This is a genomic window from Pseudarthrobacter leeuwenhoeki, from assembly GCF_055412885.1.
Window position 1 is genome coordinate 88,312 of the sequence record NZ_JBVAYY010000014.1, and the last position, 13,062, is coordinate 101,373.

13 protein-coding genes and 1 riboswitch are annotated in these 13,062 nt (G+C 69.0%); of the genes, 6 read left to right on the top strand and 7 right to left on the bottom strand.

Annotated features, from left to right (window positions below; genetic code table 11):
* The first annotated feature begins 215 nt into the window (after positions 1 to 215).
* On the top strand, positions 216 to 1,628 hold the full coding sequence (locus ACZYX4_RS13830; protein WP_463876809.1) for an MFS transporter: 1,413 nt from the start codon (positions 216 to 218) through the stop codon (positions 1,626 to 1,628).
* A 112-nt stretch (positions 1,629 to 1,740) separates the two neighbouring features.
* Here ACZYX4_RS13830 and ACZYX4_RS13835 read toward each other — a convergent pair whose 3' ends face one another.
* Positions 1,741 to 2,424, bottom strand: coding sequence for an SAM-dependent methyltransferase (locus ACZYX4_RS13835; protein WP_463876811.1), 684 nt, complete (start codon positions 2,422 to 2,424; stop codon positions 1,741 to 1,743).
* A gap of 216 nt (positions 2,425 to 2,640) precedes the next feature.
* Between ACZYX4_RS13835 and ACZYX4_RS13840 the strand changes: the two genes are divergently transcribed.
* Together ACZYX4_RS13840 and ACZYX4_RS13845 are read left to right on the top strand one after the other, a co-directional pair.
* Complete coding sequence (locus tag ACZYX4_RS13840; protein WP_463876813.1) at positions 2,641 to 2,967, top strand: hypothetical protein; 327 nt, start codon at positions 2,641 to 2,643, stop codon at positions 2,965 to 2,967.
* A 327-nt stretch (positions 2,968 to 3,294) separates the two neighbouring features.
* Positions 3,295 to 5,205, top strand: coding sequence for a DEAD/DEAH box helicase (locus ACZYX4_RS13845; protein WP_463876815.1), 1,911 nt, complete (start codon positions 3,295 to 3,297; stop codon positions 5,203 to 5,205).
* A gap of 107 nt (positions 5,206 to 5,312) precedes the next feature.
* Here ACZYX4_RS13845 and ACZYX4_RS13850 read toward each other — a convergent pair whose 3' ends face one another.
* The 6 genes from ACZYX4_RS13850 to ACZYX4_RS13875 form a co-directional block, all read right to left on the bottom strand.
* Positions 5,313 to 5,963, bottom strand: coding sequence for an MBL fold metallo-hydrolase (locus ACZYX4_RS13850; RefSeq protein ID WP_463876817.1), 651 nt, complete (start codon positions 5,961 to 5,963; stop codon positions 5,313 to 5,315).
* 22 nt (positions 5,964 to 5,985) lie between these two features.
* Positions 5,986 to 6,996 carry an aldo/keto reductase gene (locus tag ACZYX4_RS13855; RefSeq protein ID WP_463876819.1) on the bottom strand — a complete coding sequence of 337 codons (1,011 nt, stop codon included), beginning with the start codon at positions 6,994 to 6,996 and terminating at the stop codon, positions 5,986 to 5,988.
* Between the two features lie 153 nt (positions 6,997 to 7,149).
* On the bottom strand, positions 7,150 to 7,587 hold the full coding sequence (locus tag ACZYX4_RS13860; RefSeq protein ID WP_463876872.1) for a DMT family transporter: 438 nt from the start codon (positions 7,585 to 7,587) through the stop codon (positions 7,150 to 7,152).
* Between the two features lie 2 nt (positions 7,588 to 7,589).
* On the bottom strand, positions 7,590 to 7,913 hold the full coding sequence (locus tag ACZYX4_RS13865) for a DMT family transporter (protein ID WP_463876821.1): 324 nt from the start codon (positions 7,911 to 7,913) through the stop codon (positions 7,590 to 7,592).
* Between the two features lie 9 nt (positions 7,914 to 7,922).
* Positions 7,923 to 7,988: riboswitch (guanidine-III (ykkC-III) riboswitch) on the bottom strand.
* 62 nt (positions 7,989 to 8,050) lie between these two features.
* Positions 8,051 to 8,761 (bottom strand): cache domain-containing protein, encoded by a 711-nt coding sequence (locus ACZYX4_RS13870; protein WP_463876823.1) that lies wholly within the window; start codon positions 8,759 to 8,761, stop codon positions 8,051 to 8,053.
* A 36-nt stretch (positions 8,762 to 8,797) separates the two neighbouring features.
* Positions 8,798 to 9,538, bottom strand: coding sequence for a FadR/GntR family transcriptional regulator (locus ACZYX4_RS13875; protein WP_463876825.1), 741 nt, complete (start codon positions 9,536 to 9,538; stop codon positions 8,798 to 8,800).
* A 236-nt stretch (positions 9,539 to 9,774) separates the two neighbouring features.
* On the opposite strand from ACZYX4_RS13875, the gene ACZYX4_RS13880 reads away from it, so the two are divergent.
* The 3 genes from ACZYX4_RS13880 (at position 9,775) to ACZYX4_RS13890 (ending at position 13,034) form a co-directional block, all read left to right on the top strand.
* The gene (locus ACZYX4_RS13880; protein ID WP_463876827.1) at positions 9,775 to 10,848 is read left to right on the top strand and encodes an ABC transporter ATP-binding protein; all 1,074 of its coding nucleotides are present in this window, start codon (positions 9,775 to 9,777) and stop codon (positions 10,846 to 10,848) included.
* Between the two features lie 67 nt (positions 10,849 to 10,915).
* Positions 10,916 to 12,103, top strand: a complete 1,188-nt coding sequence (locus ACZYX4_RS13885) for an ABC transporter substrate-binding protein (protein WP_463876829.1) — start codon at positions 10,916 to 10,918, stop codon at positions 12,101 to 12,103.
* A gap of 1 nt (position 12,104) precedes the next feature.
* Complete coding sequence (locus tag ACZYX4_RS13890; RefSeq protein ID WP_463876831.1) at positions 12,105 to 13,034, top strand: ABC transporter permease; 930 nt, start codon at positions 12,105 to 12,107, stop codon at positions 13,032 to 13,034.
* The last annotated feature ends 28 nt before the right edge of the window (positions 13,035 to 13,062 follow it).

Sequence of the window (13,062 nt, forward strand, 5' to 3'; positions counted from 1 at the left end):
GTTTCAGCAGGGAATCCCCAGAAGGGCACTTTGGCCTGACATTGGTGGGGGCAGGCCCGGTCTTCTGCGGGTGCGCCCCGGCCGTCGGCTGTGGCATGCTTCCCCTTGAGCAACATCCCCGCTCCGCCGGGACCCGACGTCCGGCCTGAGGGCTTGACCTCAACACCGGCCGAGGCTTCACGGTTCCGTCCATAACTATCGATCAGGCCACGACCTTGCCCCGTCCCGTCCCCGCTCCGACTCTGGATTCAGCCGGCATCTTCCACCGCGACTATGTGCTGGTGACGCTGGGCGCGTGTGCCCTCGTGTTCCTGGTCGCGTTCGAATCGCTGGCGGTGACCACGATCATGCCGCTGGTCAGCCGGGAGCTGGACGGGGCCGCCCTGTACGCCCTGGCGTTCGCCGGCCCCCTGGCGACCGGCGTTATCGGCATGGTGGCCGCCGGCAACTGGTCCGACCGGCGCGGCCCGGTGGGGCCGCTGTACGCAGCCGTGGCCCTGTTTGTGCTGGGCCTGCTGATCGCCGGAACAGCGGCGACCATGCCCGCACTGGTGGCCGGCCGGCTGGTCCAAGGCCTGGGCGGCGGCGCGATGACGGTGGCGCTGTATGTGGTGATCGCCCGGGTCTATCCGCCCGTGCTGCACCCGAAGATCTTCGCCGCCTTCTCCGCAGCCTGGGTGATTCCCTCGCTGGTGGGCCCCGTCGCCGCCGGTCTGGTGGCGCAGCTGGTCAGTTGGCATTGGGTGTTCCTCGGCGTGGTGGGGCTCGTGGTGCCGGCCCTGCTGATGGTGATGCCGGCCCTGCGCGGGCTGCACGGCACGCCCGACGGCGGATCCCGGGAGCCCGCCGCAGCGGGGGACATGTCCACTTCTGCGCCGCGGAAGTCCTCGGGCTCCGCACGGCTGGCGTGGGCGGTGCTCGCGGCGCTCGCCGTGCTCGGCCTGAACCTCTCCGCCCGGCTCCCGGTGGCCGGCGGGATCGTGGCCGTGGCCGCCGTCGCCGTGGCCCTCACCGCCGTCCGCCCGCTCGTGCCGCGGGGAACCCTGTCCGCCCGCCGCGGCCTCCCCAGCGTCATCCTCACCCGCGGCCTGGCCGCGGCCGCGTTCTTCGGCGCCGAGGTGTACCTGCCGTACCTGCTGGTGGAACGCTACGATTTCTCGCCCACCTTCGCCGGCCTGGCGCTCACCGGCGGAGCCGTCTCCTGGGCCGTGGGCTCGGCGGTCCAGGGCCGGCTCGGGACGCGCCTGGACCACCGCCGCGCCGTCCGGATCGGTGCGGCCCTCGTTCTCGGCGCCGTCGTCCTGGTGCTGGTGACCACGGTCCTTAACTGGCCGGCCGCCGTCGCGATCACCGCCTGGGTGTTCGCCGGAGGCGGCATGGGGCTGTTGTATGCGCGCCTGAGCGTGATGACCCTGGCCCTATCCAGCAAGCAAAACGAGGGTTTCAACAGCTCGGCGATGTCTATTGCCGATTCGCTCGGCGGGGCGCTGTCCCTCGCCACCACGGGCCTTATCTTCGCCGCGTTCCCGACGACGACGGCGGCATCCTTCGCCGGGGTCTTCGCCCTGACGGTGGTGATCGGCGTCGCAGCGGTGGCCGTCGCACCGAGGGTCGCGGTGCGACGATAGGTCCTGCGGCCACGCACGGCCCTGCCCGTTACCGGCGAGGTCGGCGCAGGACCGCCGGATCAGGTGCTGTCGCCGCAGCCACGGACCCTGGCGGACCTGGCGGGCGCTTCGCTCAGTGGGCGGCGAGGCGGGTGGCGCGCAGTACGGCGTCCGTCAGTGCGGCAGCCTCGCCGTCGGGCCCGGTGGCGCTGCGGTGCCGGGTGTCCATGACGTCGATCCGCCACTCGGGCTCCTCGATCCCCAGCTCGCGGGCCAGCTGCTCCGCCGTGTAGAACCTCTCCTGGGTGTGATCATGGTGCTGCCCCCACGGCGGCAGCCCGTCGGGGTGGTGGCCCACGATCAGCAGTGTGCCGCCGGTCCGCACCGCCGCGGCGGCCAGCTGCAGGGCCTGCTGCCAGGGCATCACGGTGGAGTGCAGGAACTGGGCCGTGACCAGATCGAACAGCTCGCCGGGCACCCAGGTGGCGAGATCCTGCCGCACCCAGGTGATGTTCCTGCTCTGGCCGCGTTCCTGCGCGTGCGCTCCGGCCCGCTCCAGCGCGACGGCGGAGACGTCGACGGCGGTGACTTTCCAGCCGCGGCTGGCGAGCCAGATGGCGTCCGCGCCCTCGCCGCAGCCCAGGTCAAGCGCCGTCCCGGGAGGAAGGTGCGCAGCCTCGGCGATCAGCTGCGGATTCGGCTCGCCGCTCCAAATTTTGGCCCGGCTGCGGTACTTCTCGTCCCACACCTGGGCCGCACCGACAGTGCTGTCGTGCTCGGGGTGCTCGGCGTGCGTGTGGTGCTCGTGATCGGTCATCGTTGTCCTCGCCGGTCTGGGGGTGTCGGGTTGTGGGGCCGTTTCCCACATCATGGCAGGGGAAGGCTCCAAGGGACACCGGCATAACGGCTGCACCCGAAAATCGACACACGAAGATCACCGCCCGGAAATGCGCTCGAAACCTCGGTGGAGGAGGCTGGAGCCGGAGAACGGAATGACGCTGGGGTGCATCCTGATCTGAGGAAGGAGCAGGCCATGACTGCAGAGGTTGCGCAGCAGGTTCTATCGTGTGAGGAGCTGTCGGTGGGGGACGGGATTGAAGCGTGGCATAACGGCAGACTCGTCCACCGGGGCGAGGTAATCCGGACTGTGGCGGCCACGGACCTCTTTTGGATCCTGGACGGGCGCACCGGAATCCGGCGGCTGATCGACGCCGGGACATTGGTGATCCGGCGGGCAGCAGTGCCGGCAGCCAATCCTGACCCGGCAGCTCCGGAGGCCGCGGTGCCCGCGGTGCCCTCAACGCCCGCGGTGCCGGCGTCGTACGCCCCGCTGTTCCAGGCACCCAGCCCGGTGCCCTGAGCGGGAGAAAACGGCCCTGGCTCCGCCGGATGGTAGACTGAAGGAACTTGATGTGCAGTGATGCCCACTTTGGTCTTGAATGATCGGTCCGGTTCATCAACCGGTTCCCCTGATGGTTTCCTTCCGGAATCCGCCTGCAGGGAGTGGGATTTTTTCATGTGAGAGGCACATCCTGCGTCGATGAACGCGTTCTATTTGGTCCCGGCCGCCGCCCTTAGCTGGCAGCTGGCCGGTTGATCACCTGACTTTTCTTCGGCGAACCCCTGGGCCAACCGGCACCGGGGGCCGATATCCGCATGGATACCGCCTGAAAGACCTTTGAAATATATGACTACTTTCGCTGCCCTCGGCACGCCCAAGGCCCTCGCCGACACCCTTACCGCCCAGGGGATCGTTGAACCGTTCCCCATCCAGGTCAAGACCCTGCCGGACACCCTGGCCGGACGCGACGTCCTGGGCCGTGGCCGCACCGGCTCGGGCAAGACCATTGCTTTCGCCATCCCGCTTGTAGCACGACTCGCTGAGCGGGAAGCCAAGCACTTCCGCAAGCCCGGCCGCCCGATGGGCCTGGTCCTCGCGCCGACCCGTGAGCTGGCCACCCAGCTGAACGCGACCATCGAGCCGATGGCCAAGGCCATGGGCCTGAACACGACCGTTATTTATGGCGGCATTTCCCAGGCCCGCCAGGAAAAGGCGCTGCGCGCCGGTGTCGACATCGTCATCGCCTGCCCGGGCCGCCTGGAGGACCTGATCCGCCAGCGCGTCCTGACCCTCGAAGGCGTCGAGATCACCGTGCTGGATGAGGCCGACCACATGGCCGACCTCGGCTTCCTCCCCGTGGTCAAGAAGCTGATGGACATGACCCCGAGCCAGGGCCAGCGCATGCTGTTCTCCGCCACCCTGGACAATGGCGTGGACAAGATCGTCCAGCGCTACCTGTCCAACCCGCTGACCCACGCCGTGGACGAATCACAGGCCGCGGTCACCACGATGGAGCACCACGTGCTCGTCGTCAACGACCAGACCGTCAAGAAGCAGCTGATCGTCGAGCTCGCCTCGGGTGCCGGCCGCCGGGTGCTCTTCATGCGCACCAAGCACCACGCCCGCAAGCTGGCGAAGACCCTCACGGACGCCGGCATCCCCGCCGTCGACCTGCACGGCAACCTTTCGCAGAACGCCCGTGACCGTAACCTCGCCGAGTTCTCCTCCGGTGAGGTCCGCGTCCTGGTGGCCACCGACGTCGCCGCCCGCGGTGTCCACGTCGACGACGTCGAGCTGGTCATCCACGTGGATCCGCCCACAGAGCACAAGGCCTACCTGCACCGCTCAGGCCGTACCGCCCGTGCAGGTTCCGACGGCACAGTGGTCACGCTGACCCTGCCGGAGCAGCAGTCCGACGTCAAGAAGCTCATGAAGGCTGCCGGCGTTGACGTCAACTTCGAACGCGTCACCGCCAACTCCCCGCTGGTTGCACAGCTGGTCGGCGAAATGGCCGACAAGATCGACCCGCGCACCCGCGCCGCACTGCTGGCCGCCAAGTCCAACCAGGGCGGCGGCAGCTCCACGGGCGCCAACGCCGAGCGCAAGCGCGCCCGCCGCACCACCCAGGCTGCACCCACTGCGGGTGGCCGGGGCGGCCGTGGCGGACGCGGACGCGTCGGAGCCGAGGCTCCCCGCACCGATCTTCCGCGTGCCGAGCGTCGTGCCGTGGCCTACGAAGGCCAGGCCGCTGCGCGCAACGCCGCAGAGCGGGTTATCGAGCGCAACGAGGACCGGCAGGATGCCGAGCGCGCCGAGCGCCGCAGCACCCGCAGCCGCTCAACTTCCTATGGCACGCACCGGAACGATGTTCCGGCTGCCGGTGGCCGCGCCTCGGCCGGCCGTGGTTCCGACGGCCGCGCCGCAGAAGGACGCAGCGACTCCCGCGGCGCTTCGGCTCCCCGCAGCGGCGCACCCCGTAGCGGCGGGGCTCCCCGCACGGGCGGCGCAACCGGTGGCCAGCGCGGCGGGCGTCCGGCAACGGGCCAGCGTGCAGCTGCCGGCGCCAAGCCCGCTGGAAGCAAGACCGGAGCCAACGCCGGTGGCAACTCGGCTGTCTGGTCCTCCAACACCGGCGGCACCTCGGGCGGATCCTACGCAGGCGGCGGCAACGGCCGCTCCGGCGAAGGCCGTCCGGCACGCAGCGGCGGCCCCCGCCGGGCGTCCGCCCCGGCGTCGAACGAACGCCGCAGCCGCTAAGGTTTCGGTTTACCGCTGCGCAATCGGACGGCCGCTATGGGGTTCCCCGTGGCGGCCGTCCGATAGCGCGGCGGCTGTCCGAAAACGCCGCATAAAAAGGCTGAGACCTACCAGCCGCGGGCGCGCCACTCCTCCAGGTGCGGGCGTTCCGCGCCCAGGGTGGTCGGCGTCCCGTGGCCCGGATGCACCACGGTGTCATCCGGATACGCCCCGAACAGCCGCTCGCTGACATCGCTGATCAGCTGGGCGAACCGGTCCGGATCGTTCTGGGTGTTGCCCACGCCTCCAGGGAACAGCGAGTCGCCGGAGAAAATGTGCGCCGGGCCTGCCGGGTCCTGGTACACGAGCGCGATCGATCCCGGGGTATGGCCGCGCAGGTGCACTGCCGTCACGTCGAAGCCGTCGAGGGTGCAGACGTCCCCGTGATCCAGCAGCACACCCACCGGCACCGGCAGCTCGGGGGCATCATCCGTCCCGGCCGCCGTCTTCACCCCGGTGGCCGCCACCAGGCCCGGCAGTGCACGGACATGGTCCCAGTGCTGGTGGGTGGTGGCAACCAGCGCCAGCTTCGGCGTCGCGGAGGAATCCGCAGCGGCGTCGGCAAGCAGCCCCTGGATGGCGGCCAGATCATCGGCCGCATCGATCAGGAGCTGCGCGCCCGAGACCTTGCTGGTGAGCAGATACACGTTGTTGTCCATCTCGCTGACCGAAATGCGGCGGATGGTGATCTCACGTAGTGAGTGAATGAGCGAGTCCATGGGCTTCAGTCTACGAAAGACGCTATTCACGGCCCTGGGACACCCAGTTGGGGTCCGCGGAGCGGGAGCCGACGACGGCATCCGCAGCGGCGTCGAGTTTCGTCAGTTGGGCTGCGGTGAAGTCGAGCGTCAAAGCGCCGAGGTTCTCGTCGATCCGGTCCGCCTTGCGGGTGCCGGGAATGGGGACCACGGGCAGCCCCAGCTTCCGGCCCTGAGCAAGCAGCCAGGCCAGAGCCACCTGGGCAGGAGTTGCAGCCTGCCCGGCGGCGGCAAGATCAGCCGCCACGGACTGCACGGCCGCGACCACACCCTGGTTGGCATCAAGTGCAGCCTCGGCGAAGCGCGGGATGTTGCGGCGGAAGTCGTTGCTGTCCAGCTTCGACGCGTCCACGGTGCCGGTGAGGAATCCCCGGCCCAGCGGCGAATAGGGCACAAACCCCACCCCCAGCTCGGCCGCGGCAGGAACAACGTTGTGCTCCACATCGCGGCTCCAGATCGACCACTCGCTCTGGACCGCGGCGATCGGGTGGATGCTGCTGGCTTCACGCAGCTCCCCGGCCGTCACCTCAGACAGGCCAAGGTGGCGCACCTTGCCGGCCTGCACCAGCTCCGCCATGGCCTCCACGGTTTCCACTATCGGAACGCGGAGGTCGCGGCGGTGCATGTAGTACAGGTCGATGGTGTCGGTACCCAGCCGTTGCAGGCTGAGGTCGACGGCCTGCCGCACATACGCGGCGTCACCCCGGATATCTGAGTAGCCGGTGGCCGGGGTGCCCACCAGGCCAAACTTGGTGGCGAGCTGCACCTCGCCCGGGCGTTCCTTAAGGAGCCGGGCGATGAGCTCCTCGTTGCTGCCGCCCCCGTAGATGTCTGCCGTGTCGATGAAGCTGACCCCGGCATCCACCGCGTGGTGCAGGGTCCGCAGGGCCTGGGCCGGATCAACCTCCCCGTACACCGGGGTCAGGGCCATACCGCCGAACCCCAAGGGACTGACCATCAAACCGTCGCCGAGCAGGACTGTCGCTGCCTTCATCTTTGGTCTCCTATTCGCTGCCGGAATTGCCGTCCCAGCCAAGAACTCCGGCGGACGCGCAGCTATTCCGGCGTCGGCGCTGGATTCTCCCCACCTTTGAATACTGCATGGCCGGTCCGACGGCGCGTCGCCGGTACACGCCGTCGTACTGCCTCAAACGTGGGGAGTTCCCGCGGGGGAAGTCGGCTGCTGTGCCTCCGACGCCGGTTCCGCTGCCTGTTTCGTCGCCGGCAGCAGCTTCAGCCCGGCCGCGCAGCCCACAATCCCCGCGATGAACAACAATTTCAGCGGACTGGCCGGTTCGACGCCGGTCGCCATCGCCCAGCCTACGGTCAGGGCCGCTCCAATCCCCACCCAGACGGCGTAGGCCGTGCCCAGCGAGATACTTTTCACGGCCCAGCCCAGGCCCGCCATGCTCAGCGACGCGGTCAGCGCGAACACGAGGGTGGGCAGCGGGCGGGTGAAACCGTCGGACAGGCCCAGAGCCGTGGCCCAGACCGCTTCCAGCACGGCGGAGGCGAGCAGAATGAGCCAGGCCAGGGTGGCGGCCGGCGCCTTGGTTGCCGTGTTCGGCGTGCGGTTTGCGGCCATGGTCACGCCACCAGCTTCAGGCCGGCCACACAGGCGACGATCCCGCCGAGCAGCAGGAACCGCGCCGCGGTCGCGGGCTCCACCTTGGTGATCATGGCATAGGCGGAGGTCAGCACCACGCCGACCCCCACCCACACGGCGTAGGCGGTGCCGGTCGGGATGGACTGCATGGCGATCGCGAGACCGCCGGTGCTGGCCAGTACGGACACGAGGAAAAGGGCGGCCGGTGCAATCCGTCGGCGGCCCGTGGTCTGTGCGGTGCGGTGCAGGGCCGCAGCCCAGACGGCCTCCAGCGACCCGGAAACTACGAGAATTATCCACGACATAACAGCTCCTGTGGCCAGTCTTGTCGCGTGCCGGGTACTGAACCGTCGTCCGGAGGCCCCTCAGACGGGCCCTCACTCCAGCTTAGCAACGCCCCCGCCGAGAGGCGAACCCCCGGCCGGCGTCGCAGCGCACCGGGTCAGAGTGCGGTGGCTGCGCTCCAGATCCGGAACTTCCTTCCAGCGGGGTGGACGCTGCAGCCCTCCGCGGCGGCGGCGAGATCTCCGGCCGCGATGTCCGGGGCGGCCGAGACGATGGCGCGGCCGTCCGGGTTGACCAGGGTGGCCCGTTCGCCGATCCGGCGCAGGGCAGGCATGGCGCCGCGCTCCAGCCGCTGCACGGTGACGTCCATTCCCACAATGCCCACCACCGGACCGTCCGCGCGGCAGAAGACCGGGTGCGTGAAGGTCAGGACGTATTCGTCCGTGCACAGGAAATCCACGTACGGCCCGGTCGCGTGGGCCTGGCCGGTTTCCACCGGGATGCGGAACCACTCGGACCTGACGTAGCGGCTGATGGAGTTGGGGCTGAAGTTGGCGAGCGCATCCACGTGCTCCAGCTCCTCGCCCTGCCACCAGGCGATGTAGCTGCGTTCGGGCCCCAGCAGTCCCGCGTTGGCCAGGAACCCTGCCCCGGCAACGTATCCGTCGGGTGTCCGGACCAGTTCCTCGACCACCGGCCGGATGAGTTTGTCCACGGCAGTGCCGGTGACCTTGCCGGAGAGCGCGGCCAGGGCGGTTCCCGTGTCCGCGGCCCACGCCGCAAGCCGGTCCTCGATCCCGGTGATGGCGGCGTCGAGTTCCCGGGCATGGAAGGTGGTGGTGTCACGGGAGGCGGTGGTTTCAGCCATCGGGGGTCTCTGCCTTAGCTCGAAGGAACCGGGTGGTCAGTAACGTTTGGACTGCTCGGCCAGCAGCCAGTCCGTGGTGGCGGCGACCAGCGCCTTCACCGCGGCTTCCGCGGCGGCCGGCTGGTGGGCCTCGATGGCGGCCGCGACCTCCTTGAGGAGTCCGGTGGTTCTCGCGCGGTAGCCGGAGTCGGTGCACGGCAGCAGCGTGAGCGTGCCCAGGTCGGCCTGCAGCCGGATCAGTTCCCGGGCCAGCCTGGCCGAGCGGGCGATGGCGGCCACCTCGAGCAGGAACTCCGAGAGCGCCAGCCGCCAGTGCAACGGATCCGCCTCCGCCGTCGGGATGAAGGAGCGCAGGGTTGCCATGTCCGCGGCGTCGGAGCGCCGGGCCGCGACGCTGGCGCAGGCGGCGGCGATGGCCTGGTAGTGCAGCCCCAGGTCACTGATCTGGAGCCGGGTCAGTTCCCGCAACTGGCCCAGGGCGCGTTCCCGAGAGGGCAGGACGTCATCGGCGATGAAGCTTCCGCCGCTGCGGCCACGTGCCGTGCGGATGATGCCCGCGGTCCGCAGCTGGGACAGGGCCTCGCGGGCGGTCACCGCGGAGACGCCCAGGGCGGCGGCGAGTTCGGTCTCGTTGGGCAGCCGCTGCCCGCTGGTGAGCAGCCCGGTTTCCACCGCCTGTTCAATCCGGCCGCACACCTCGTCCACCAGGCCCCGGGACCTGATCGGCGTGAACACGGCCGCCAGGCTGCGGGAAGCGCCCTGCGGTGTCAGCAGCATCCGGGCCTCCCTGGCAGTTTCTGGTGTCGCGTCCCGGTATCCGGGAGCGGGCATCCGGGGGCGGGCGCCGGGGGCTGCCGGCGCCCGGTTGATGCCATCCTAATCCGGGCTTCCGTGGGGGTCTATACACAAAACCTATGGAGTAATAGTATTTGGCCCAGCAGCCCATTGTGGCCTGGATCACATCCCGCTGCGTCGCATCTACGACGATCCGGCAACGGAGTGAGGCGCACCCCATGACCGAAACGCTCGCCGCCGGCAGACCGGCGGAAACGGACGCCGTTCCGGCGATCCGGCTGCGGAAACTCACCAAAGTCTTCGGGGACACCGTCGCCGTCGACAACGTGGACCTGGACATCCGCCAGGGCGAATTCTTCTCCATGCTCGGACCCTCGGGATCCGGAAAAACCACCGTCCTGCGCCTGATCGCGGGCTTCGAACTGCCCACCGCCGGAAGCATCGAACTCGAGGGCAGGGACGTCACTTCAATGGCGCCCTTCGAACGGGACCTCAACACCGTTTTCCAGGACTATGCCCTGTTCCCGCACATGTCCCTCATCGACAACGTCGCCTACGGCCTGCGCGTGCGCGGCATGCCCCGGAAGGAGCGCCAGGAACGGGCCCGCGAAGCCCTGGAACGGGTGCAGCTGGGGAAGTTCGTCGGACGCAAGCCCGCCCAGCTCTCCGGCGGCCAGCGCCAGCGGGTGGCCCTGGCCCGGGCACTGGTGGTGCAGCCGAAGGTCCTGCTGCTGGATGAGCCGCTCGGCGCCCTGGACCTCAAGCTCCGGCAGCAGATGCAGGTCGAACTCAAGGAACTGCAGCGCTCGCTCGGCATCACCTTCATCTTCGTCACCCATGACCAGGAGGAGGCCCTGACCATGAGCGACCGGATCGGCGTCTTCAACAACGGGCGCCTGGAACAGATCGGCACGGCGCACGAGATCTACGAGCGCCCGCGCGGTGCGTTCGTGGCCAACTTCGTCGGCACCTCCAATATCTTCGACGCCGACCACGCCCGGAAACTCTACGGCCGCGCGGAGCAGGTCTGCATCCGTCCGGAACGGCTGCGCCTGTCCTGGACGGCGGCGCCGGAGCCGCGCGCCGGCGTCACCTCCCGCCCCGGAACCGTCACCTCCCTCGTCTACGTGGGGCACGCCACCCAGGTGCGGGTGCAGCTCGACGACGGTCCCGCCGTCGTCGTTCTCGCCCCGGAGACGCTGCCCGGCGGCGACGCGGAACTGCTGGACCGGCGCGTCACGGTGAGCTGGGACGACGACGCCGCCGTCTGGCTGCCGCCCGGCGGCTCCTGACGCTTCAGTCGTGCACAGCCACGCGGAACCAGCTTCTGATTCACCCCCACAACGAAAGGTAAGGATCATGGCATCAAGGAATAGGGCCTCCCTCGTGGTCGGGGTGGCCGCGGCGGCAGCGCTCGCGTTGGCCGGCTGCGGCACCACCGGCGGGGGATCGGCCACCCCGGCCCCGCAGCCGGTCAAATCAGAAATCGGCCAGGGCGAAGGCCAGCTCTCCATCCTCGCCTGGCCGGGCTATGTCGAGGACGGCAGCAACGACCCCGCCGTCGACTGGGTGACGCCCTTCGAAAACCAGACCGGATGCAAGGTGAGTTTCAAGCCTTTCGGCACCTCGGACGAAGCAGTGACCCTGATGCGCACCGGCCAGTACGACGTTGTCTCGGCCTCCGGTGACGCCTCCCTGCGGCTCATTGCCGGCAACGACGTGGAGCCCGTGAACATGGCCCTGCTGAAGAACTACGCCGATGTGTACCCGTTCCTGAAGGACAAGGCCTGGAACACCGTGGACGGCAAGAACTACGGGATGCCCCATGGCTGGGGAGCGAACCTGCTGATGTACTCCGCGGACACCGTCACCCCGGCACCCACCTCCTGGAGCGCCGTGTTCGACGACGCCGCCCAGCACAGCGGAAAGGTCACCGCCTACGATTCGCCGATCTACATCGCCGACGCCGCCGTGTACCTGATGGCCAAGAAACCGGAGCTCGGGATCAAGAACCCCTACGCGCTGGACAAGGACCAGCTCGCGGCTGCCGTTGAACTGCTCAAGGAGCAGCGCAAGCACGTCGGTGAGTACTGGAGCGACGTCGTCAAGGAGGTCCAGGCCTTCGCCAGCGGCAGCACGGTGGTCGGCACCACGTGGCAGGTCGGCGCCAACATCGCCGTCGCGAACGGAACCAACGTGGAGACGCTGCTCCCCGCAGAGGGCGCCACCGGCTGGTCGGACACCTGGATGATCAGTTCGGAGTCCAAGAACAAGAACTGCGCCTACCTGTGGCTGGACTACATCGCCAGCCCCGAGGCCAACGCGGCGGTGGCGGAGTACTTCGGCGAATCGCCGGCCAACCCCAAGGCCTGCGACCTGACCAAGGACAAGGCGCACTGCGAGACCTTCCACTCCGGTGACGAGGCCTACGCGGAGCGGATCTGGTACTGGACCACCCCGGTGGCCGAATGCCTGGACGGCCGCACGGACGTCAAGTGCACGGATTACTCGGAGTGGACGAAGGCCTGGACGGAGATCAAGGGCTGACATGACGCTCCAGACGCAGCACCCGGTCCCCGGGGCGCCGCCGGCAGCTGCCGCCGTGCCCCGGCCCAAAGCCCACAGGTTCTCGGCGCTGCTCCACCGCTCGCCGAACCTTCGGCTGGCGGGGCTGGTGACCGCCCCCGCCGGCTGGCTGGTGCTCGTCTACATCGCCGCCCTGGCCGCGCTGCTGATCACCGCGTTCTGGACCGTGGACACCTTCACCGGCGAGGTGTCCACGGTCTGGACCACCGAAAACGTGGTGACGGTCCTCACCGATCCGGTCTACCAGCGGATCACGCTGCGGACACTGTGGATCGCCATCGCCGTGACCCTGATCGACCTGGTCCTGGCGCTGCCCATGGCTTTCTTCATCGCCAAGGTGGCCAGCCCGCGCTGGCAGAAGCTGCTGGTGGTGGCCGTGCTGATGCCGCTGTGGGCCAGCTACCTCGTCAAGGCCTACGCGTGGCGGAACGTGCTCGCCGACGGCGGGCTGCTGGAGTGGCTGGGGACCCCGATCGGGCTGGAATCCCCGGGGTACGGCGAAACCGCCGTGATCCTGACGCTGGCCTACATCTGGCTGCCGTTCATGATCCTGCCGATCTATGCGGGATTCGACCGGGTCCCCGATTCGCTGCTCGAGGCCTCCGGGGACCTGGGCGCGAAACCGCTGACCACCATGCGCCTGGTCATGTTCCCCCTGCTGGTCCCCTCCGTCATTGCCGGGACGATTTTCACGTTCTCGCTCTCGCTGGGGGACTACATCACGGCCCAGATCGTCGGCGGCACCACCCAAATGCTCGGCACCGTGGTCTACGCGAACGTCGGGGCCGCGAACAACCTGCCGTTCGCCGCCGCCGTCTCGCTGGTCCCGATCGCGATTATCACGCTGTACCTCTTCATTGTCCGGCGCTCCGGCGCCCTCAACAGCCTGTAAACAGTGGCGGCGTTTAGCCCGGAACAGG

Coding starts and splice junctions, on each gene's coding strand:
- ACZYX4_RS13865 (WP_463876821.1), bottom strand. CDS start 7,913: ATGTCGTGGATAATTCTCGTAGTTTCCGGGTCGCTGGAGGCCGTCTGG.
- ACZYX4_RS13840 (WP_463876813.1), top strand. CDS start 2,641: ATGACTGCAGAGGTTGCGCAGCAGGTTCTATCGTGTGAGGAGCTGTCG.
- ACZYX4_RS13845 (WP_463876815.1), top strand. CDS start 3,295: ATGACTACTTTCGCTGCCCTCGGCACGCCCAAGGCCCTCGCCGACACC.
- ACZYX4_RS13875 (WP_463876825.1), bottom strand. CDS start 9,538: ATGCTGCTGACACCGCAGGGCGCTTCCCGCAGCCTGGCGGCCGTGTTC.
- ACZYX4_RS13890 (WP_463876831.1), top strand. CDS start 12,105: ATGACGCTCCAGACGCAGCACCCGGTCCCCGGGGCGCCGCCGGCAGCT.
- ACZYX4_RS13850 (WP_463876817.1), bottom strand. CDS start 5,963: ATGGACTCGCTCATTCACTCACTACGTGAGATCACCATCCGCCGCATT.
- ACZYX4_RS13880 (WP_463876827.1), top strand. CDS start 9,775: ATGACCGAAACGCTCGCCGCCGGCAGACCGGCGGAAACGGACGCCGTT.
- ACZYX4_RS13835 (WP_463876811.1), bottom strand. CDS start 2,424: ATGACCGATCACGAGCACCACACGCACGCCGAGCACCCCGAGCACGAC.
- ACZYX4_RS13860 (WP_463876872.1), bottom strand. CDS start 7,587: ATGGCCGCAAACCGCACGCCGAACACGGCAACCAAGGCGCCGGCCGCC.
- ACZYX4_RS13870 (WP_463876823.1), bottom strand. CDS start 8,761: ATGGCTGAAACCACCGCCTCCCGTGACACCACCACCTTCCATGCCCGG.
- ACZYX4_RS13885 (WP_463876829.1), top strand. CDS start 10,916: ATGGCATCAAGGAATAGGGCCTCCCTCGTGGTCGGGGTGGCCGCGGCG.
- ACZYX4_RS13855 (WP_463876819.1), bottom strand. CDS start 6,996: ATGAAGGCAGCGACAGTCCTGCTCGGCGACGGTTTGATGGTCAGTCCC.